Origin of the sequence: Dechloromonas sp. H13, assembly GCF_009469615.1 — a bacterium.
GTDB lineage: Bacteria > Pseudomonadota > Gammaproteobacteria > Burkholderiales > Rhodocyclaceae > Azonexus.
On record NZ_SSXX01000001.1, the window covers coordinates 352,029 to 372,187 of the forward strand.

General features: G+C 68.3%; 23 protein-coding genes. 12 read left to right on the top strand and 11 right to left on the bottom strand.

Features of this window, described 5'->3' with window-relative positions; genetic code table 11:
• Positions 1–153 precede the first annotated feature (153 nt).
• The 3 genes from GH660_RS01720 (at position 154) to GH660_RS01730 (ending at position 2,701) form a co-directional block, all read left to right on the top strand.
• A complete protein-coding gene (locus GH660_RS01720; RefSeq protein WP_153144843.1) occupies positions 154–858 on the top strand; it encodes a winged helix-turn-helix domain-containing protein in 705 nt (234 codons plus the stop codon).
• The gene (locus tag GH660_RS01725) at positions 845–2,269 is read left to right on the top strand and encodes an ATP-binding protein (RefSeq protein WP_153144844.1); all 1,425 of its coding nucleotides are present in this window, start codon (positions 845–847) and stop codon (positions 2,267–2,269) included. The genes GH660_RS01720 and GH660_RS01725 overlap by 14 nt, the downstream gene beginning before the upstream one ends.
• 252 nt (positions 2,270–2,521) lie before the next feature.
• Complete coding sequence (locus GH660_RS01730; protein WP_153144845.1) at positions 2,522–2,701, top strand: hypothetical protein; 180 nt, start codon at positions 2,522–2,524, stop codon at positions 2,699–2,701.
• Between the two features lie 174 nt (positions 2,702–2,875).
• Here the strand turns inward: GH660_RS01730 and GH660_RS01735 are convergent, their stop codons facing one another.
• A complete protein-coding gene (locus GH660_RS01735) occupies positions 2,876–3,781 on the bottom strand; it encodes a Tim44 domain-containing protein (protein WP_153144846.1) in 906 nt (301 codons plus the stop codon).
• A 116-nt stretch (positions 3,782–3,897) separates the two neighbouring features.
• Complete coding sequence (locus GH660_RS01740) at positions 3,898–4,470, bottom strand: sigma-70 family RNA polymerase sigma factor (RefSeq protein WP_194266201.1); 573 nt, start codon at positions 4,468–4,470, stop codon at positions 3,898–3,900.
• A gap of 117 nt (positions 4,471–4,587) precedes the next feature.
• Between GH660_RS01740 and GH660_RS01745 the strand changes: the two genes are divergently transcribed.
• The 5 genes from GH660_RS01745 (at position 4,588) to GH660_RS01765 (ending at position 7,065) form a co-directional block, all read left to right on the top strand.
• Positions 4,588–4,767: a zf-HC2 domain-containing protein gene (locus GH660_RS01745; RefSeq protein WP_153144848.1), complete on the top strand. Its 180-nt coding sequence runs from the start codon at positions 4,588–4,590 to the stop codon at positions 4,765–4,767.
• Between the two features lie 29 nt (positions 4,768–4,796).
• Positions 4,797–5,108 (top strand): hypothetical protein, encoded by a 312-nt coding sequence (locus GH660_RS01750; protein WP_153144849.1) that lies wholly within the window; start codon positions 4,797–4,799, stop codon positions 5,106–5,108.
• Between the two features lie 120 nt (positions 5,109–5,228).
• Positions 5,229–6,068: a DUF692 domain-containing protein gene (locus GH660_RS01755; RefSeq protein WP_153144850.1), complete on the top strand. Its 840-nt coding sequence runs from the start codon at positions 5,229–5,231 to the stop codon at positions 6,066–6,068.
• Positions 6,068–6,811 carry a DUF2063 domain-containing protein gene (locus tag GH660_RS01760; RefSeq protein ID WP_228276316.1) on the top strand — a complete coding sequence of 248 codons (744 nt, stop codon included), beginning with the start codon at positions 6,068–6,070 and terminating at the stop codon, positions 6,809–6,811. The genes GH660_RS01755 and GH660_RS01760 overlap by 1 nt, the downstream gene beginning before the upstream one ends.
• 107 nt (positions 6,812–6,918) lie before the next feature.
• Complete coding sequence (locus tag GH660_RS01765; protein WP_153144851.1) at positions 6,919–7,065, top strand: hypothetical protein; 147 nt, start codon at positions 6,919–6,921, stop codon at positions 7,063–7,065.
• Between the two features lie 46 nt (positions 7,066–7,111).
• Here the strand turns inward: GH660_RS01765 and GH660_RS01770 are convergent, their stop codons facing one another.
• From GH660_RS01770 to GH660_RS01795, 6 genes are read right to left on the bottom strand one after another with little or no spacing between them, the layout of a single operon-like run.
• Complete coding sequence (locus tag GH660_RS01770) at positions 7,112–8,383, bottom strand: mechanosensitive ion channel family protein (RefSeq protein ID WP_153144852.1); 1,272 nt, start codon at positions 8,381–8,383, stop codon at positions 7,112–7,114.
• Positions 8,380–9,651, bottom strand: coding sequence for an RsmB/NOP family class I SAM-dependent RNA methyltransferase (locus GH660_RS01775; RefSeq protein ID WP_153144853.1), 1,272 nt, complete (start codon positions 9,649–9,651; stop codon positions 8,380–8,382). The genes GH660_RS01770 and GH660_RS01775 overlap by 4 nt, the downstream gene beginning before the upstream one ends.
• Positions 9,648–10,622 (bottom strand): DUF3108 domain-containing protein, encoded by a 975-nt coding sequence (locus GH660_RS01780; RefSeq protein ID WP_153144854.1) that lies wholly within the window; start codon positions 10,620–10,622, stop codon positions 9,648–9,650. The genes GH660_RS01775 and GH660_RS01780 overlap by 4 nt, the downstream gene beginning before the upstream one ends.
• Positions 10,623–10,628: 6 nt before the next feature.
• Positions 10,629–11,276, bottom strand: coding sequence for a phosphoribosylglycinamide formyltransferase (gene purN / locus GH660_RS01785; RefSeq protein ID WP_153144855.1), 648 nt, complete (start codon positions 11,274–11,276; stop codon positions 10,629–10,631).
• Positions 11,273–11,977 carry a hypothetical protein gene (locus GH660_RS01790; RefSeq protein WP_153144856.1) on the bottom strand — a complete coding sequence of 235 codons (705 nt, stop codon included), beginning with the start codon at positions 11,975–11,977 and terminating at the stop codon, positions 11,273–11,275. The genes purN and GH660_RS01790 overlap by 4 nt, the downstream gene beginning before the upstream one ends.
• Complete coding sequence (locus GH660_RS01795) at positions 11,977–12,621, bottom strand: DedA family protein (protein WP_153144857.1); 645 nt, start codon at positions 12,619–12,621, stop codon at positions 11,977–11,979. The genes GH660_RS01790 and GH660_RS01795 overlap by 1 nt, the downstream gene beginning before the upstream one ends.
• A 55-nt stretch (positions 12,622–12,676) precedes the next feature.
• Here GH660_RS01795 and mutL point away from each other — a divergent pair, with 55 nt between their 5' ends.
• Positions 12,677–14,482, top strand: coding sequence for a DNA mismatch repair endonuclease MutL (gene mutL / locus GH660_RS01800; RefSeq protein WP_153144858.1), 1,806 nt, complete (start codon positions 12,677–12,679; stop codon positions 14,480–14,482).
• A 12-nt stretch (positions 14,483–14,494) separates the two neighbouring features.
• Here the strand turns inward: mutL and GH660_RS01805 are convergent, their stop codons facing one another.
• On the bottom strand, positions 14,495–16,039 hold the full coding sequence (locus tag GH660_RS01805) for a hypothetical protein (RefSeq protein ID WP_153144859.1): 1,545 nt from the start codon (positions 16,037–16,039) through the stop codon (positions 14,495–14,497).
• 86 nt (positions 16,040–16,125) lie between these two features.
• Here GH660_RS01805 and GH660_RS01810 point away from each other — a divergent pair, with 86 nt between their 5' ends.
• Both GH660_RS01810 and GH660_RS01815 read left to right on the top strand, forming a co-directional pair.
• A complete protein-coding gene (locus GH660_RS01810; RefSeq protein WP_153144860.1) occupies positions 16,126–16,926 on the top strand; it encodes a hypothetical protein in 801 nt (266 codons plus the stop codon).
• Positions 16,927–17,086: 160 nt separating this feature from the next.
• Positions 17,087–17,503, top strand: coding sequence for a hypothetical protein (locus tag GH660_RS01815; RefSeq protein ID WP_153144861.1), 417 nt, complete (start codon positions 17,087–17,089; stop codon positions 17,501–17,503).
• A 23-nt stretch (positions 17,504–17,526) separates the two neighbouring features.
• Here the strand turns inward: GH660_RS01815 and GH660_RS01820 are convergent, their stop codons facing one another.
• Positions 17,527–17,763: a hypothetical protein gene (locus GH660_RS01820; protein ID WP_153144862.1), complete on the bottom strand. Its 237-nt coding sequence runs from the start codon at positions 17,761–17,763 to the stop codon at positions 17,527–17,529.
• Positions 17,764–17,834: 71 nt separating this feature from the next.
• Here GH660_RS01820 and miaA point away from each other — a divergent pair, with 71 nt between their 5' ends.
• A complete protein-coding gene (miaA, locus tag GH660_RS01825) occupies positions 17,835–18,779 on the top strand; it encodes a tRNA (adenosine(37)-N6)-dimethylallyltransferase MiaA (protein ID WP_153144863.1) in 945 nt (314 codons plus the stop codon).
• Between the two features lie 23 nt (positions 18,780–18,802).
• On the opposite strand, the gene GH660_RS01830 is transcribed toward miaA, so the two are convergent.
• Positions 18,803–20,158, bottom strand: coding sequence for a sodium-dependent transporter (locus GH660_RS01830; RefSeq protein WP_153144864.1), 1,356 nt, complete (start codon positions 20,156–20,158; stop codon positions 18,803–18,805).
• Position 20,159: the final 1 nt, after the last annotated feature.

Consider the following 20,159-nt stretch of genomic DNA (forward strand, 5'->3'; position numbering starts at 1 on the left):
GAAAGGCAGATCGGTGCTTGCATTCTAAAGCATGCGCCCGCCGGGCGGCACGCGAGATGGGCAGCCGGGGGCGGCAATTCCGAAAATCGCCATCGCCAGCCAGTCGACCGCAACAGGGTGGACCGCCAGGCAGGGCGCCGTTAAGATTGGCGGATGAATACACGCATCCTGCTGGTCGAAGACGACGAACGCCTGGCCGAACTGACGGCCGAATACCTTACCAAGAACGACATGCAGGTCGCCGTCGAGCCGCGCGGCGACATGGCCGAGGCCCGCATCCTCGCCGAGCAGCCCGACCTCGTCATCCTCGACGTGATGTTGCCGGGCAAGGACGGCTTCGAGGTCTGCCGCGCCGTGCGCCAGCAGTACCGCGGCGTGATCCTGATGCTGACGGCGCGCGACGAGGATTTCGACCAGATCCTCGGCCTCGAGATGGGCGCCGACGACTACATCGCCAAGCCGGTGCAGCCGCGCGTGCTGCTCGCCCGCATCAAGGCCCTGCTGCGCCGCCTGCCGGCCACCGGCGAAGGCCCGGCCAGCGAATCCGAAAAGATGATGTTCGGCCAGTTCCGCATCAGCCAGGCGACGCGCACGGCGTCGCTGGGCGACGAAACGATCGACCTGACGACCGCCGAATTCGACCTCCTCTGGCTGCTCGCCTCGCATGCCGGCAACGTCCTGTCGCGCGACGACCTGCTGCAGGAACTGCGCGGCATCGGCTTCGACGGCCTCGACCGTTCGATAGACGCCCGCATCTCGCGCCTGCGCAAGAAACTGAACGACGACCCGGAAAACCCGACCCGCATCAAGACCGTGCGCGGCAAGGGTTACCTCTTCAGCAAGCATGACTGGAACTGAGCCCGGCGACGGGCACGAAAAAAGCCAGGGCCTCGTCCGCTCGCTCTTCCGCGTCTCGCTGCCGCGCTGGCGCGGCGGGCGCTACAGCCTGTCCAAGCTGTTCTTCAATTTCTACCTGCTGGCGATGGGCTCCTTCGTCGCCATCGCCTTCACCGCCGACTTCGTCATCTCCACCGCGCAGCGCGGCATCACCGACGACTACGCCCGCCGCTTCATGCGCGGCACCATCACGCTGATCGAGGACGAGCTTTATCGCACCCCGCGCAACGCCTGGCCGAAGAAAATCAAGGAACTGGACGAGAAGTTTTCCTACCGCCTCGGCATCGTCGAGCGCATCAGCCTCGACAGCACCGTCACACCCGCCCAGGTCGCCAAGCTCGATGCCGGCGACATCGCCATCGACCACGACGGCGACGTCATGTACCACCGTCTCGGCACCAGCAGCAAGGTGCTCGTGGTCGGCCCGCTGGCCGCCAACCGCAATCCGGAACTCGCCGACCGCCTGCCGCTCGACCTGCGCCTGCGTCTACTGACCTGGAGCCTGACCGGCGTCATCTTCGGCATCGCCCTCTGGTTCTGGGTGCGCCCCGTCTGGCGCGACCTCGAAACCCTGCGCCAGACTGCCCGCGACCTAGGCGACGGCGATTTCGAGGCGCGCTCGCCGGCCGCCCGCAGCCAGCTCTTCGCCCCGCTGTCCGACACCATGAACAGCATGGCCGAGCGCGTCCAGCAACTGCTCGCCACCCACCGCGAGCTTTCCTCGGCGATCTCCCACGAACTGCGGACGCCGATCGCCCGCATGCGCTTCGCCCTGGAAATGCTCTCCGGCACCGACGAGCGTGCCGAGCGCGAACGACTCTGGGCGATGATGGAGGCCGATCTCGACGAGCTCGACCACCTCATCGACACCAGCCTGACCTACGCCCGGTTTGAACGCGAAGCCCCCGAACCGCACTTCTCCAGCGTCCGCTTCGCCGAATGGCTGAGCGACGAGGTCGACGCCGTGCGCCTGCTCGGGCGCGACCTGGCGATCACGGTCGACACCGCGAAATTGCCGGAAAACCTGAACGTCGACCTCGACCGCAAGGCAATGCCGTATGCCCTGCGCAACCTGCTGCGCAATGCGTTCAAGTACGCCAGCAAGCAGATCGTGGTCAGCAGCGAACTGCGCGACGGACACATCCTGGTCCACGTCGACGACGACGGCATCGGCATTCCGCCCGAGAACCGCGAACACGTCTTCTCCGCCTTCACTCGCCTCGACCGCTCGCGCGACCGCGCCACCGGCGGCTACGGCCTGGGCCTGGCGATCACCCGGCGCGTGCTCGAGCTGCACGGCGGGACGGCGACGGCGGACGCCGCGCCGCTCGGCGGCGCCCGCTTCACGCTGGAATGGAAGGCGCAGCAGTAGCCGCCGTCACACAGCGTCACAAAGCATCAAACCCCGTTACGTCCGCGCCACGCGCCCGCAACAGACGCGGCCACCGATCGCCCATAGACTGCAAGGCATGGAAAAGCAGCACTCCCAACAAGAGGAAAGAAGCAAAATGATCCAAACGAACATCAAGCAGTTTCTGGCCGCAGCCCGCCAGCACCTGCTCGGCCTGATCCCGGCGCCGCAAGTCTTCGCCACCATCCCGGTCGCAGCGCGCAAGGTACGCTGATGGCCTTCGCCGACAATCTGCCGATCTCCGAAAGTCTCGGCGTCTTTGTCGGCGTCGCAGGTATGGACTGGCTGGCCGACGGCCAGGCGGAACCGGTCAAGGCCCTGCTGGCGGCCGTTGCCGCCGGCGCGGCGATCGTCGTGGCACGGCGCTGGCTCCGGCACCGCCGCAAGGACTGACCTCTTTACCCTCCCTCGAAAATCCCCCTTTCGAGACCTCCCTGTTACCCCGCCCCCGTGGCGGGGATTTTTTTGCCTGGAGAATTTGTATCGCCAGCCCCGGCCGGCGATCCGCTCCAAGAAAAAAGGGACTCCATCGGAGTCCCTTCGATACGGCTTGCGGCGCGCCCGGGTTTACTGGACCTGCTGGATCCCCGCCAGCACCCAGCCGCCCTTGCCATCGCGCGGCTTGGTCATGTGCCAGATCTCGTCGAACGGCTCGGCAGTCGCGTTGGCGTCTTCGCGGATGAGGCCGGTGAAGCGGACGCTGACGATGTAGCGGGTGCTCTCCTCGGTCACGTCGAGCACCTCGGCATTGACGGTGACGACATCGGTCTGCTGCGTCGCCTGGCCGCGATCGACGAAATTCAGCTTGATCTCGCCAAACATCTCCGGCGTCGTGAATTCGCGAATGTCCTCGAGGTTGCCGGCGTCGTTGGCGGCCTGCAGGCGGATGAAATTCACCTTGGCGTTGCGGACGAAGGCATCCACATCGAATCCAGCCGGGATATTGCCGCCACCGCCACCCGCCACCGCGGGTGCGGCACCGCCGAAGGCGACCGGCGCGGGAGTGACTTCATGTCTGGCCGGCGGCTCGCTGCCGGTGTAGCGCATGCCGCCGGCACCGGCAAGCGCCGGTTGCTGGGCGGCCGCCTTGCGGCGCATGACGAGGCCGACGACGACCATCACGGCCATGATCAGCAGGCCGATCATCAGCATGGAAGCGAGTTCTTCGCCGAACCCGAAGTGCGAGGCCAGCGCGGCCAGGCCGAGACCGGCGGCGAGGCCGGCCAGCGGGCCCATCCAGGAACGCTTCGGCTGGGCTTGCGGAGCGCCGGGCGCCGCCTGCGGCTTGGCTGCCGTCGGCGCTGCTGCCTGGCTCGGGGCCGGCGTCGCGGTCGGCGCCTTTTGCGGGCTGATCGATTCGCGCTGCATGCCGGAGGACGAACCGCCCCCCAGGCGCTTGGCCGCTTCGGCGTCACCGGTCACCAGCGTGAAGCCGAGGACCAGCGCAGCGGATAAAAGGGCAAATGATTTCATCGATGTCTCCGTTGAGGGTATGGGATGCAAGAGTCAGGATACGCCCGATTGGCGATCCTGTTAAAGGTGAATATATCGAAACTTTAGTTCGTTAAATACGAAGAATTGCTGGCCCCTCACGGCGTTTCCCCGAACCAGTTGGCGCCGAGGCAGGCGCGCAACGCCAGGCGCGCGCGGTGCAACTGGACCCAGCAGTTGTTGGCGGTGATGGCCAGCGTCGCGCAGATTTCGTCAGTCTCGAAGCCGAGGACCTCGCGCATCGTGAAGATCCGGGCCGCGGCCTCCGGCAGACGGTAAAGGCAGGCTTCGAAGACCTCCCAGAAGCGCTTGTTTTCCGTCGCCTGTTCCGGCGTCGGCCAGTCCGCCGGGCGGGTGTCCTCGGCCCAGTGCTCGCGCCGGTCGAAATAGGCGTTCAAATCGGCATCATTTTCGCCGTCGACCGCAACCGCCCTGTCGCGCACCCGCCGGCGCAGGGTATCGACGATCTTGTGCTTGAGGATCGCCAGCACCCAGGTCCGCAGGGAGGCCCGCGAGGCAAAGCCCGACTGCCCCTGCAGGGCCGCCGCCAGCGCCTCCTGAACGGCATCCTCGGCCTGCGCCCGGTCGCGCAACTGCAGTTCGGCGAAGCGGACCATGTCGCGGCGCAGGCCGGTGAGGAACTCGGGATCGCGCAGCGGGTCTTGGCTCATGTCGGGTATCTGCGATGCGGGTTTTTCGATCATACTGCAAAAAAATTGTAAGGTTTTTCATGCGCCGCCGACCAATCGGACAGGCATCGCGCCATGACGCCGGAAACAGGAACGGAAATGATCAGTTGCAAGGAAGCCACCCGCCTCGCCTCGCTACAGCTCGAACGCCAGCTCACGCTGCGTGAACGTCTGGCGCTGCGGATGCATCTGGCGATCTGCGTCGGCTGCCGAAGGATGGAAAGGCAGTTCCGTTTCCTGCGCCAGGCAGCCGGTGCCTGGATGAGCCTCAAGGATTGACACCCACCGCAACCTCAACGGAGAAAACCATGAAAAAGCAAAACGTCGTGACCCTGGCCATCGGCTCCGCCTTTGCCGCCGGCGCCCTGACCCCGCTGGCGCACGCCGCCGGCGACAACCCCTTCGGCGCAACCCGCCTGACGGCCGGCTATCAGCTGGCCCAGGCCGACGCCAAGCAGGCGGACGGCAAGTGCGGCGCCGACAAGAAGGCGGCGGAAGCCAAGTGTGGGGCGGACAAGAAAGCCGCCGAAGCGAAGGTTGCCGCCGACAAAAAGGCGGGCGAGGCGAAATGCGGGGCCAGCAAGAAGGGCGCCGAGGCGGCGTGCGGTGCCAAGAAGTAAGCCGTTGCCGAAGGTTGGCGCCGGCTTCCCGGCAAGGGACGCCGGCGCCCACGGACACCACGACTTGACGATGCGTTCCCCCATGCCGTACCCGCCCGTCGCGCCGCGCGGAGCGGGCTGATGCACGCCCGTCCCGCCAGCGGCGCCGGCCTCGGTTTCCGCCGTGAACTGATCGAGCCGCTCAAGGCCGGCGTGCCGGCGGCGATCCGCTTTTTCGAACTGGCCCCGGAGAACTGGGCCGGCATCGGCGGCAGGGCGGCCCGCGACCTGCGGCTGTTCACCGAGCGCTATCCCTTCGTCTGCCACGGCCTGTCGCTGTCGCTCGGCGGCCCCGCCCCGCTCGACGAAAACCTGCTGCGACAGATCAGGCGCTTCATGGCCGAGCACGGCATCGCCCTGTACACCGAACACCTCGCATGGTGCGCCGACGACGGCCATCTCTATGACCTGCTGCCGATCCCGCTCTCCGAAAAAGCCCTCAAATGGACGGTCGACCGCATCGGGCGGGCGCAGGACGCGCTCGGCATGCGCATCGGCATCGAAAACGCCTCGTACTACGTCGCCCCGCCGGGTGCCGAGATGGACGAGAGCGAATTCATCGCCGCCGTCGTGCGCGAAGCCGACTGCCTGCTCCATCTCGACGTGAACAACATCTATGTCAACAGCCGCAACTTCGGCTTCGACCCGCTGGCATTCCTGGCCGCGCTGCCGCTCGAACGCACCTGCTATATCCATGTCGCCGGCCATTACGTGGAACCTGACGGCCTGCTGATCGACACCCACGGCGCCACCGTCATCGACCCCGTGTGGTCCCTGCTCGCCGCCTCCTACGCGCGCGTCGGCCCGGTGCCGACCTGCCTCGAACGCGATTTCAACATCCCCGACCTGGCGCAGCTGGGCGCCGAAGTCGGGATCATCGCCGGCCTGCAGGCGGCCGCCGGCCGACGCGAGGCGGCCTGATGCAGCCGCCGGATTTCCAGGCCTTCCAGCGCGCATTCGCCCGCCACATCCGCGACCCGCGGCGCGCGCCGCGCCCGGCCGGCGTCCCGGCGCGCCGGATGGCGGTCTACAACGAACTGCTTTTCGCCAACATCACCGGCGTTCTCGACGCCTGCTTCCCGGTCGCCCGCGCCACCCTCGGCGACGCACGCTGGCGGCGCCTGAACCGGGCCTTCTACCGCGACTGGCCGTCGCATACCCCCTGGTTCCGCGAAATTCCGCGCGAATTCGTCCACTACCTGAACGCGGCCACGATCCGCCAGCCGCTGCCGGCCTGGCTGCGCGAACTGGCGCATTACGAATGGACCGAACTGGCGGTCGACCTCATGGCCTGCCCGCCTCCCCGCCACGAGCCGGCCGGCGACCTGATGCACGAGCCCGTCGTGCTCAACCCGGCGCTCTTCAACCTGCAGTACGCCTGGCCGGTGCACCGCATCGGGCCGGGCTACCGGCCGCGCAAGCCGCGCCCGACCTGCCTCGTCGTCTTCCGCGATGCGGCCGAGGAAGTCCGCTTCGTCGAAACCAGCCCGGTCACCTGCCGCCTGCTGGCGCTGATGGTGGAACAACCGGCCAGCGGCACCGCCGTCTGCCGACGCATCGCCGAGGAGTTGCAGCACCCGGCGCCGACGCAGTTGATGGACTTCGCCGCCCCGCTGCTCGACGACCTGCGTCACCAGGGCATCGTCCTCGGCACCGCCCGCTGAGCGCGGCGCCTGTCAGGCAATGTTACAAAGCAGGCAAGAAAGTCGAACAGACGTTCGCTGCCGCCGGCCTTAAATTGTCTTCGTCGTCAGTCACCAAAGGAGACATCATGGAGAAAACGAAGAGCAAGGCGAAGCGCTTTCTGAAGCTGGACCGCCTCGGCATGCGCATCGCCCACGCCCAGAAATATTTCACCCGGCGCCGCAAGGAGCGCGCCGAACGGGCCTTCGAACGGAGCATGCTGCAGGCGACGTAATCTCCATCGCCCCCGGGAACACCGAACGGCGGAGACCCGCGACGGGTCACTCCGCCGTTTTTGCGTCGAGCACGCGGATTTCGCGCTGCGGGAAGGGAATCTGGATGCCGTGCGCCTTGAACGCCTGCCAGATGGCGAGGTTGATGTCGGAAATGACGTTGCCCTTGCCCTCTTCCGGATCGGCGATCCAGAAGCCGAGTTCGAGGTTGATGGCGCTCTCGGCGAAGGCTGTCAGGAAGACGCGCGGCGGCGAGTCGGCCAGCACCCGCGGCTGGGCCGCCGCCGCTTCGCGCATCAGACGCATCGCCAGTTCGAGGTCGGTGTCGTAGGCGACGCCGATGGTGGTCGCCAGGCGCAGCCGGGTGTCGGAATACGACTGGTTCTGCACCACGTTGGCGATCAGCGCCTCGTTGGGCACGATGAATTCCGTGCCGCCCGGGTTCTTGAGCACCGTGTAGCGCGTCGTGATCTTGCTCACCTGGCCGCCGTCGGCGCCCACCTGGACGACATCGCCGAGATGGATCGAGCGGTCGAGCAGGATGATGAAGCCGGAAACGTAATTGCTGGCGATGCGCTGCATGCCGAGGCCGAGGCCGACGCCGAGGGCACCGGTGAACACCGAGAAGGCGGTCATGTCGATGCCGACCATCGACAGGCCGGTGACCAGCGCCGCCACCGTGAGCAGCGCCTTGGCGACGCGCACGCCGACGATGCGCAGGCTCGAATCGACATCTTCCATGCGCATCAGGCGCGCCTCGATCAGGCCGGCAACCCACAGGGCGACGACCACCGTCAGGAAGACGGTGACGATGCCCTGGAGGATCATCCACAGGTTCAGGCGCTGGGCGCCGAGCGGAAAGACGACGCCCTCCAGCGCGTCGACCACGTGCGGCGCCAGGTCGGTGATGTAGAGCGCCAGCCAGCCCCAGATGAAGGTGGCGATGATGCGCTCCCAGGTCGTCAGCCAGGTCGCCTTGGGGAAGGCTTGACGGAGGACGAAGACGACGGCGCGCACGAGCGCCATCGAGCCGATCAGCGGCAGCGCCAGGCGCAGCAGGTTGACGTGGATGAACTTCTGCAGCACCAGCTTGGCGATGCCCACCAGCGCGATGGCTGCCAGCGGGAACGCCAGGCGGGCGCCGGCATCGCGCAGGCGCCCGGCGCCCTCCTGGTGGTGGCGGCCGACCCACCAGCGCGCGAACAGCCAGGCGACGCCGACGCAGGCGACGAGGGCGACCACCTGCCAGACGAAATTGGGGTCGCCGAGGTCGTCGACCAGATCGCGGAACAACTGCAGGGCCTGATTTTTCCCGGTCATGGTCGCTTGTCCAGAACGGCGGCGAAGAAGCCGTCGGTGTTGTGGCGATGCGGCAGCAGGTGCAGGCAATCGCCGGCATCGCCGTCGACCGCGATGCCGTGGCGGGCCAGCACGCCGGCGGCCGGCGTCAGCGTGAACTCCGGATGCGCGGCGAGGAAGGCGGCGACGATCGCATCGTTCTCCGCGGTCAACAGGCTGCAGGTGGCATAAACCACGCGCCCGCCGGGGCGCACCAGTTTCGCTGCAGCAGCGAGGATGGCGGCCTGCTTGAGCGCCAGTTCGGCGACCGAATCCGCGCTCTGCCGCCATTTGAGATCGGGGTTGCGGCGCAGCGTGCCGAGGCCGGAGCACGGCGCATCGACCAGCACGCGGTCGACCTTGCCCGCCAGGCGCTTGATCTTGCTGTCGCGCTCATGCTCGATGCGCGCCGGATGGACATTGGACAGCCCGGAGCGGGCGAGGCGCGGCTTCAGGTTGGCGAGGCGCTTGTCGGACACGTCGAAGGCGTAGAGGCGGCCGGTATTCTTCATCAGCGCGCCGAGCAGCAGCGTTTTGCCGCCGGCCCCGGCACAGAAATCGACGACCATTTCGCCGCGCTTCGGCTCCAGCAGGTAGCCGAGTAGCTGGCTGCCCTCGTCCTGAACCTCGAAGGCGCCTTCGAGGAACAGCGGATGCCTGGCCAGCGCCGGCTTGTCGCGCAGGCGCACGGCGAGCGGCGACAAGGGGCCGGGCACGGCGGCGATGCCGTCCGCCGCCAGGCGGGCGAGCAGCGCCTCGCGATTCGTCTTCAGGGTGTTGACGCGCAGGTCGAGCGACGCCGGCTGGTTGAGCGCCTGTGCCAGCGCGAGCACCTCGGCGGCGCCGAACTGCGCCGCCAGCCGCTCGTACAGCCAGTCCGGCAGGTCGCAGCGCACGGCGGGCGGCAGTTCGGCTTCCGGCAGCGCCTTGGCGGCGGCCAGCCATTCCTCCTCGCTCGCCTTGAGCACCGGCGCCAGTTCGCGCTGGCTCCAGCCGCGCGTCACGGCCAGGGCCGCCAGCAGCCGGTTGCGATCCGAGAGCTTGCCGGCGCAGCGCGCCTCGAGGCTGCGCCCGCGGCGCAGGACGGCGAACACCGTCTCGGCGACGAAGGCGCGGTCGGCATGGCCGAGCTGGCGGTGCTCGCGGAAATAGCGCGAAACAACGGCGTCTGCCGGATGCTCGAAGCGCAGCAGCAGGCCGAGCACGGCTTCGGCGTGGGCGAACAGGGCGGGAGTGAAGCGGGCTTTCATGGCGATCCTATTTCGGTGGCGACCTGCTCGTAGCTGTCGCCTTTTTTGTCGGTGAAGCGGATTTTAACCGGCAAGCGCTGGCGATCGAGCGCGATCCAGATTTCGGTGACGTTGTCGGTCATCGCCCGCAGGTGCAGGGTGCGGAAACGGCCGGCCGGCGTCTCGATCTCCTCCTCGCCCAGCGAATCGAGGGCGTAACGCTCGTACTTCTTGCCGGTGACGACGCCCAGCGTGCTGCCCTCGGCCAGCTTGCCGAGGTAGGCCAGCTGGTAGTTGAGCGACAGGATGTCCTGCGTGCCTGGCGCCACCGGACGCACGCTGCCGTCGCGGGCGAGGCGGACTTCGCCGGTCGACCAGTCGAAATCGGCGTTTTCGTTGGCGTCCCGGCCGTTCTTCAGGCTGCGGTAGGTGTCCGGCTGCAGGCCGCCGGCGACCAGCCGCCCACGGCTTTCCGTTTCCAGGCGCACCGGCTTGAAGAGCGAGACCAGACCGCTGGTTTCGGTGATGCCGACCAGCCGGTAGCCGCCGTCCTCGGCGAATTCCCAGCGATGCTCGGCACGGCCGATCTGCAAGCCGAGCGATTCCTTGTAGATGGCGAAGCGGATGGTACCGGTCGCCGGCAGGAGCGGCCTGGCGGGCTCGGCGGCGGGGGCGGTTGCGGTCGACGGCATTTCAGGGGCGATTTCCGGGACAGCTTCGCCGGCGGGCGCGAGCGGGACCGACTGCGCCGCCGGCGCGACGCTCGCCAGCCGCGGCGAGCGGGCCGGCCGGGTGGGCGGCCTGGCGGCAACCGGCGCGCTTGGCGGCACAGCGGCCGATGGCGTGGCGGGCGGCGCCGGCGGCGGCCGCAATTCGGCCTGCAGGGGCGCCGGCTCGGGTCCGCCGCCGAACAGTTCGACATCGGTCGCCAGCAGCGCAGCGGCATGGATCGCCAGCGAACCGAGCAGGGCCGCGAACAGGGCGACCGGCATCGCCGTTCAGCACACCTCGGGCGCGATCAGCACGGCTTCGGCGCGCGGCGCGGCGGCCAGGCGCACGCACCCTTCTTCGAGGCGCAGGCGGTCCTCGGCGAACCAGCGCACGGCCTGCGGATAGACCACGTGCTCCTGGCGCAACACGCGGGCGGCCAGCGTCGCCTCGTCATCGCCGTCGAGCACCGGCACCGCGGCCTGGATGACGATCGGCCCGTGATCGAGGGTCGGCGTCACGAAATGCACGGTGCAGCCGTGGATGCGGACGCCTTCCTCGAGCGCCTTGCGATGGGTGTGCAGGCCCGGAAAGGCCGGCAGCAGCGAGGGATGGATGTTGATCAGGCGGCCGGCATAGCGGCGCACGAAGCCGTCGCTGAGAATGCGCATGAAGCCGGCGAGGACGACGAGGTCGGGCGCGAAGCCGTCGATGCATTCGGCCAGCGCGGCGTCGAACGCCTCGCGCCCGGCGAACGCCTGGTGGTCGACGAAATGGGCAGTGATGCCGGCCCGGGCGGCCGTTTCCAGCCCCCGGGCGTCGGGCCGGTTGCTGATCACGGCGGCGATGTTGACCGGCAGCCGGCCGGCGTCGCGGGCGGCGATCAGGGCTTCCATGTTGCTGCCGCGACCGGAGATGAGGATGACGATGTTTTTCATTTGATGAAGCTTACAGGCAGGAAAATGGTGGACGCCACCGACTGGGTGGCCCGCGAAAAGCCGCGGCCGTTGCGGTCGGCGACGATCTTGGCCATCAGGTCGTGCAGCGCGATCTCGCGGCCGAATTCGCGCTCGAAGGAAATATTGGGGTTGGCCGGGTCGAGTTCGTTCGACAACAGGTAGAGCTGGCCGGCCGGGTTGCGGTCGCCGCTCAGCTTCCAGACGGCGATCTCCATGTTGCGCGCGCAGTTGTAGAGCTTGCGCTCGTCGAGCCCGTCGAGGATGTAGAACTCGTTCTTGTGTTCGAAGGCGGCGTCGGTCATCGTCAGCAGGCCGAACATCAGCGCCAGCACGCGATCGCCGTCGTAGGACTCGCTGAAGGCCAGCGCCGCCGCCGGCCCCTCGCGCATTCCGCCGAGTTCGGGAAAGCTCCCGGTCTGGCGCTTCTTCAGCCGCTCGACCGCCGCGTCGCGGCTGACCGCGCCGCCCTTCTTCCATTCGCGCGGGTTGCGCTTGTAGAGCTTGTCGGCGATCAGCAGCAGGCCGTCGACGATGTCGCTGCGCACGGTGTCGGCGATACGGTCGACCTCCGTCTTGGCCAGGTATTTGACGTCGACCGTCGTCTCGGTACTGCCGTCCTTGCCCATCTTTGTCGCGCAGGCGGCGACCAGCGGGACGAGCAGGACGGCCAGCCAGCGCATCAGGCCGCCGTCTTGTGCTTGAGGTAGCCGATACCGACGGGAACCAGCGTGAAGGCGATGATGCCGACGATGATCAGCGTCAGGTTGGCACGCACCCACGGCAGGTTGCCCAGCCAGTAGCCGGCCAGGCACAGCGAGACGACCCAGGCGAGCGCGCCGATCAGGTTGAAGAGGGTGAACTTGGCGTAGGACATCGACCCGATGCCGGCCACGAACGGCGCGAAGGTGCGGAAGAGCGGCAGGAAGCGCGAGATGACCAGCGTCTTGCCGCCGTGCCTTTCGTAGAAGGCATGCGTCTTGACCAGCGCATCGCGGTTGAAGAAGCGCGAGTTTTCCCAGTGGAAGACCTTGGGCCCGAGGAAGCGGCCGATCTGGTAATTGAGCGTGTTGCCAAGGACCGCGGCGGTCGTCAGCACCCCCATCAGGATGAGGATGTCCATGCCGCCCTCGCCGATCGCCGCCAGCGCGCCGGCGACGAAGAGCAGCGAATCACCGGGCAGGAAGGGGGTCACGACGAAGCCTGTTTCGGCGAAGATGATGACGAACAGGATGCCGTAGATCCACAGGCCGTACTGCTGGACCAGCAGCGCTAGATGCTTGTCGAGATGGAGGACGATGTCCATGAACTGCATGAGTAAATCCATCGGAAGGCACCTAGCGTGATAAAGGCGTGATTTTACCTCAAGGTATAATCCACTCATGCCGACCATCGCCCGCCTCCCCGACCTGCTGATCAGCCAGATCGCCGCGGGCGAAGTGGTCGAACGGCCGGCCTCGGTGCTCAAGGAATTGCTGGAAAACAGCCTCGACGCCGGCAGCCGGGCGATCCAGGTGCATCTGGAGGAAGGCGGCGTCAAGCTGATCCGCGTCACCGACGACGGCTGCGGCATTGCCCGCGACCAGCTGGCGCTGGCCCTGACCCGCCACGCCACCTCCAAGATCGCCTCGCTCGACGACCTCGAACGGGTCGGCACCCTGGGTTTTCGCGGCGAGGCGCTGGCCTCGGTTGCCTCGGTGGCCCGCCTGGCCATCACCAGCCGCGAGCGCGCAAACCATGAATATTCGGCCCACGCCTGGAAGCTCCGCGCCGAGCCAGGCGCCGAACCCGAACCGGCGGCGCTGATGGCCGGCACCGTCGTCGAGATGCGCGACCTCTATTTCAACACCCCGGCCCGCCGCAAGTTCCTCAAGGCCGAGGGCACCGAGTTCGCCCACTGCGCCGACGCCGTCAAGCGCCTGGCGCTGACCCGCCCCGACGTCGCCTTCAGCCTGACCCACAACGGCCGCAGCCTATTCCAGCTCGCCCCGGCCGACCGCACGCGGCGCATCGCCGACATCCTCGGCGACGATTTCGTCGGCGCCGCCCGCCGCCTGGAGGCCGCCGCAGGTTCCCTCGCCATCGCCGGCTTCGCCATCGACCCGACGCGCGCCGGCGAAGCGAAGGACGGCCAGTACGTCTTCGTCAACGGCCGTTTCGTGCGCGACAAGGTGATCGCCCACGCCCTGCGCGAAGCCTACCGCGACGTGCTGCACGGCAGCCGCCAGCCGGCCGTCTGCCTGTTCATCGCCATCGACCCGGCGCTGGTCGACGTCAATGTGCACCCGGCCAAGACCGAAGTCCGCTTCCGCGATTCGCGCGCCATGCACCAGTTTGTCTTCCACGCCCTCCAGCGCACCCTGGCGGCGCCGGTGCAGGCGGAAACCCCGGCTTTCGCGGCAGCTGCGGTCGACGTCAAAATACCGGCAAATTCCGGCCCGGCGCCTGCCTACGCCGCGCCACTGCGCCATCAGGAATCGCTCGGCGTCGGCGAACCGGCGGCCGCCGCCTACCTCGCCTGCGCCCGCGCCGCCCAGGGCACCGCCGCGCCGGCCACCGCCACCGCCCCCCAATTTACGTCCGCCGCGGCCGTCGACCGCGACGGCCCGCCGCTCGGCTATGCCCTCGCCCAACTGCACGGCATCTACATCCTGGCCCAGAACGCGCGCGGCCTCATCGTCGTCGACATGCACGCCGCACACGAGCGCATCCTCTACGAAAAGCTGAAGGCCGCCCTCGACAGCCGCCAGATCGCCACCCAGGCGCTGCTGATCCCGGCCGTCTTCGCCGCCGACCCGCTCGACATCGCCGCCGTCGAGGAACATGCCGACGCCCTGGCCGACCTCGGCTTCGCCATCGCCCCGCTCGGCCCCGGCCAGCTCGGCGTGCGCGGCATCCCGGCCCTGCTCCAGTCCGGCGATCCGGCCGCGCTGGCCCGTGCGCTGATCGCCGAGCTGCGCGAACACGGCATCACCCAGCTCGCCACGGCGCGGCGCAACGAACTGCTCGCCACCATGGCCTGCCACGGCGCCGTGCGCGCCCGCCGCCAGCTCACGCTGCCGGAAATGAACGCCCTGCTGCGCCAGATGGAAGAAACCGAACGCGCCGGCCAATGCAACCACGGGCGGCCGACGTGGACCGAGCTGCCGCTCGACCAGCTCGACCGGCTCTTCCTGCGCGGCCAGTAGACGCCCGCGCAATCACGCGCAAACCGCCGCCAGGGCGTCGAATGCCCGGTCGGCATCCCGGGCGTGGCGCACCTCGACCAGCCTGACGTCGTTCACCCCGTCGCCCAACGCCAGCTGCAATAGCGAACGGTCGGTCGTCGCATCGACGACCAGCACCACGCGCCGCAACGGCAGGCGCTGCGCCAGCTGCTGCAGCTCGAACTCGCAGCCGCGACGCGCCGGGGTCAGCCCGCGCGCGTCCATGATGACTGCATCGGCGCGCAACATCAGCTCGACGACGGTCGCCTGCCAGGTCGCTTCCCGGCAGCAGAATTCGTTGATCCGGAAGCGCCCGTCGGGGTCGGGCTGCAGATCGAGCGAGGCCAGCCGGGCGTCCAGGTCGGCGCGCGAATTGACGAACAACTCGTCGACGCGCCCGGTCAGCCAGCGCAGGTAGTCGCCGGCATCGATGGTCCGGGCGGTGACGTCGGGCGCGGCGATCATCGTCACCGGGCCGATCAGCCGCCAGCGCGACGCCACCCGGTCGAACAGGCGCTCGGTGCGCGCGGTATAGCCGAACACGCGCAACAGCAGCAGGGTCGGTGCCGCTTCGGAGCGCCTGGCGACGCCCAGCCGGCGCAAGGCCCAGGCGTTGACCGGGGCGAAGAGCAGGATTTCCCCGACGATCAGCAGCAGCGCGATGCCCGCCTGTTCGCGGGCGATCAGGATGTCGAAGCCGATGGTGACGACCAGCATCAGCCACCAGGTCCGCGCCAGCAACTGCGCATCGGAAAAGCGCTTGGCCTCGTAATCTTCGGCCAGCCGGTGCAGGCGGCGCCAGGCCAGCCAGCCGACCGGCAGCGCGATGAGCAGGAAAATCCCGTTCAGCCCGAGCCTGAGCACCCAGGGCGTGCCGAATTCGGTGCCGGCCAGGACCGCCGTCAGCCGCGACCCGGCAAAGGGCGCCAGCCCGAAGACCAGCACCGCGGCGAAGGTGACCGGCACTACGCCGCGCAGGCGGACCGGCCAGGAAAACAGCCAGAACAGGCCGGCCATCCCCAGCTGGTTCCAGGCCAGCTCGAAGAACAGCGGGATCAGGCCGAGAATCTGCCAGCCGACCGGACGCCCGCCCAGCGAGCGCTCGATGACGCCGGCCGCCAGCACCAGCCCGGCGAAGCAGAGCATCATCGCGATCAGGGCACCGAGGATGCGCAGCGGCTGCCAGGCCAGCGTGGCGGCGATCATCGGCAGGGCGGCGATCGTGTAGCAGAGCGTCAGCCCCAGCGCATAAGTCGGCGCCTTGCCGAAATCCGCCGCGACCATGTAAACGAGCGCCATCGGCAGCGCGCAGAGCGCGGTCGTCAGCAGCCAGGCGGCAACGATGCGACGGCGCAGCGATCGCTCGCCGGCCAGCGGATGGCCGCCGCCGCTCCCGGCCACGGCCGGCGTTACCGCTGCGGGCAACGGCAGCGGCGCGCAGGCGCCCTGCGTCATGCCGGTCAGGATGGCCTGCCGGTAACGCCAAAGCACGAACACCGCGATCGCCGCCGTGACCAGCACGCTGTTCGTGAAATGCACACTCAGTTCGCCGCCATCCACCGCCCCGCCCCCGTTGTGCCGGAACGGTGATAGCCTACCCCCGTTGTCATCTTCGGGAAACTCCCTTGGCCGGCACCCAACTCGACACCGCGCAGCAAGGCGCCCGCCGGCGGGAGGCGCGGCGTTTCCTGCTGGCCACGCTGGCGATCACCCTCCTCTACCTCGCCATCCAGGAAACCTGGATGTGGGGCGCGACCCAGCTGGCCCACCGGGGTTGGACGTTCAATGATCCGGCGCGCACCTTCGCCGCCGAAGCCGGCGCCATCGCCGAACGCTCGCGCCCGCTGGAGGCCCGGCTGGCAGCGGATTTCCCGTGGCAGGTCTTCCTTCTCGGCTACGACTTCGGCTACCTCAGCCAGTGGCTGGGCGGCTACGGGCAACAAAGCGAGGAAACGATGCGCCAGCTGGCACAACCGGTAGCCGTGCCGCTACGCCGGCTGCGCGAAACCGCCGAGCACCTCGGCATCGACCCGCCGGTCCCGTTGCCGGTGCGCACCGCGGCGGATTTCAGCGGCCTCACCCAGCGCATCGAAAGTGACGTCGCCGGCAGCGCCGCCCAGATCGAACGGGCCTGCTCGCCGCGCCTGCGGCATCTGTTCCTGTTCGCCGCCCACGTCGGCACCGAGGCCGCGGCGCTCGAATCGCCGGGCGACATGGCGCCGATCCCGGCGACCGCGCTGATCGGCATGCACGCGACGCTGGCCGGCGTGCCCGAAGCGCTGTGGCGGCCGCTCGGCCGGGTTGCCGAGGGATCGGCAGCCGAGCGGCAGCGTCGCTACATGCAGGCACTCGCCGATCTGGAAAAGTGGCTGAAAACCTCGGCGATGCACGCCGACGCGGCCGACGAGGGCGGCGCGCGGCGCTGAACCCTCGCGCGCCAGGACGGGAGAGGCTGCGCCAGGTTGCCAGCCAGCACGGCCTTTCGGGAGATCCCGTCGCCCCATGCCCGGCAATGCGCTTCGAATAGACAGGCTTCGGCTGCTGACGTATTCTCGACGGCTCTCCCAACGAGGAAACAGCGCCGCCATGAACCCCCTAGCCCGACTTGTCTCAAGCGCCCTGCTCTGCATCTGCAGCGTTGCCTTCGCCCTGCCGGCCGGCGCCGGGGAAACCGCCGCGCCGACCGCGGCAGCCGACCCGCGGCAAGGCAACAACATCGTCTGGCGCGGCGATGTCGATGGCACCATCGACATCTCGCTCCGCCATCGCAGCGTCCGGGTCAACGTCGTCTCCGGGCGCAGCCTGCGCCGGCAGCACCAGAACTATCGCGTGCAGGGCTTCCTGCCGGCGCGCCCGCTCACCGTGCATCTGGAAAACGTCGAAGGCCCGGGCACCGTCGAGGTCACCCAGCAGCCCGACGAGGCGAACAACTTCACCGCCATCGTCCGCGTCACGAACAAGGAACCCAGCCGCGCGGAATTCCGCTTCACCCTGGCCTGGTAAGCAGGCGGCGCCCTGCCGGCCGTTCAGCCGTTCGCCGGCTTCGCCATCTGCTGCTTGATGATCGGCCCGACCGCATTCCACGCCATGTTGCCAGCGATGAACAGCACGCCGAAGCCGATCACCAACTGAATCAGCAGCACGATCAGGTCGTGCTGCTGGCGGCTCATCTTGCGCCCCGGGTTAGTGGCTCCACAACCGGGACAGGCTTCGGCCGAGGTATCGACCTGGTGGCCGCAGGCGCGGCACGGAACGAGCGGCATGGCTTCTCCCCCTATGATGGCGCGATTATAGGCCGGCCTTGCCGCTGGCGTGCGTGGTAGCATTCGCCGCCATGAATCCTCCCCGCCTGCCCCCCGCCATCCTGCTCATGGGCCCGACCGCCTCGGGCAAGACGGCGGTTGCCATGGCGCTGGCCGACCGCTTTCCGGTCGAGCTGATCAGCGTCGACTCGGCGCAGGTATTCCGCGACATGGATGTCGGCACTGCCAAGCCGGATCGCGACACGCTGGCGTGTTACCCCCACCGCCTGATCGACCTCATTTCGCCGGAAGAAAGCTACTCGGCCGCCCGCTTCTGCAGCGACGCGCTGGCGGCGATGGCCGAGATCACGGCGGCCGGCAAGGTGCCGCTGCTGGTCGGCGGGACGATGCTCTATTTCCGCGCCCTGCTGCACGGGCTGGCCGATCTGCCGCAGGCCGATGCGGCCTTGCGCGCCGAAATCGACGCCGAAGCCGCCGCCGAGGGCTGGCCGGCGATGCACGCGAAATTGGCCACTTTTGACCCGTCGACCGCAGCAAGGCTGCATCCGACCGACAGCCAGCGTCTGCAACGCGCGCTGGAAATCTATCGCCTGACGGGACGGCCAATGTCGGAACTGCTGGCTGAGAGCGAACAGCAAAAGCCGCCTTACGACCTCCTCTCGATTGGCCTGCTGCCTTCCGAGCGCGCGGTGCTGCACGAACGCATCGCCCGCCGCTTCGACGAGATGCTGCTGGCCGGGCTGGACGAGGAAGTGCGGATGCTGCGCGCGAAATACACGCTGCACCTGAACCTGCCGTCGATGCGCTGCGTCGGCTACCGGCAGACCTGGGAGGCGCAGGAAGGCATCATTCCGCTGAAGGAACTGCGCGACCGCGGGATTTTCGCGACGCGCCAGCTGGCCAAGCGCCAGATCACCTGGCTGACCAATTCCTTCGAAGCCGAGAATTACGACTGCCTCGACCCGGCACTCGCAGACCGGATCGCGGCCCGCACGGCGACCTTTCTCGGCGCCTGAACCGGCGCCCGGCCGGGCTGGCTTCAGCCGATGACGCCGACGACGTGCAGGAAAATGAGGCCGATCGCCAGCGGCGAGCCGAAGCGCAGGACGTTCAGCCAGACCCCCAGCTGTGCCCCGGACAGGCCCATTTCCTCCGCGACATGATGGCGGCGCATGACCCAGCCGACGAACAGCGCGATCAGCAGCCCGGCCAGCGGCATCATGATCTTGGTCGTCAGGGTGTCGAGCAGGTCGAAAACGCCCAGCCCGAGAATCTTGAAGCCGCTCCATTCGTTGAAGGACAGCGCGACGGCGATGCCGAGCAGCCAGGCGACCAGCCCCATGCCGCCGACCGCAGCGCCGCGCGACAGCCCGAAGCGCTCGATGAGAAAGGCGGCGAAAGGCTCCATCAGCGAAATCGACGAGGTCCACGCGGCAAAAATGACCAGGATGAAGAACAGCGGCCCGACCACCGCGCCCCCCGGCATCTGGGCAAAGGCCAGCGGCAGCGTCTGCAGGATCAGGCCCGGGCCGCTGGCCGGTTCCAGCCCCTGGGCGAAGACGATCGCGAAGATGGCGAGGCCGGCCATCAGGGCAATTCCGGTGTCGGCCAGGGCGACGTAGAAGGCCGTGCGCATGATCGAGGTGCGGCGGTCGAGGTAGGAGCCGTAGGCCATGATCGCCCCCATGCCCAGACTGAGCGTGAAGAAGGCATGGCCCATCGCCGAGAGCACGACCTCGCGGCGGACGGCGCCGAAATCGAAGTGGAACATGAAGCGCAGCGCTGCGGCCATGTCGGCGGCGACGATGCCATAGACGATCAGCGCGACGATGATGGCGAACAGCGCCGGCATCATGATCTTGTTGGCGCGCTCGATGCCGCTGGTGACGCCGCTCGCGACGACCGCCGCGGTGAGGATCATGAACACCGTGTGCCAGCCGATCAGGCGCAGCGGATCGGCGAGCAGCGCGGCGAAGGTGGCGCCGGCCTCCTCCCTGGTCAGGCCGGAGAAGCCGGAGAAGGAACGCGCAGCGTAGTCGAGAATCCAGCCGGCGACGACGCTGTAGAACGAGAGGATCATCAGCGCGCCGAGAATGCCGATGAAGCCGATGGCGATCCAGCCGGGATGCGCCCCGGCTTCGGCGACCACCCGGCGCATCGAACCGACCGGGTTGGCCTGCCCGCGGCGGCCGAGCATGGTTTCCGCCATCAGCAGCGGCACGCCGATGAAGGCGATGCAGAGCAGGTAGACGAGCACGAAGGCGCTGCCGCCGTTGGTGCCCGTCATGTAGGGAAACTTCCAGATGTTGCCGAGACCGATGGCCGATCCGGCAGTCACCAGGACGAAGGCCCAGCGGCTCGACCAGTGGCTGCGCGCGACTGCGGTGGAATCCATG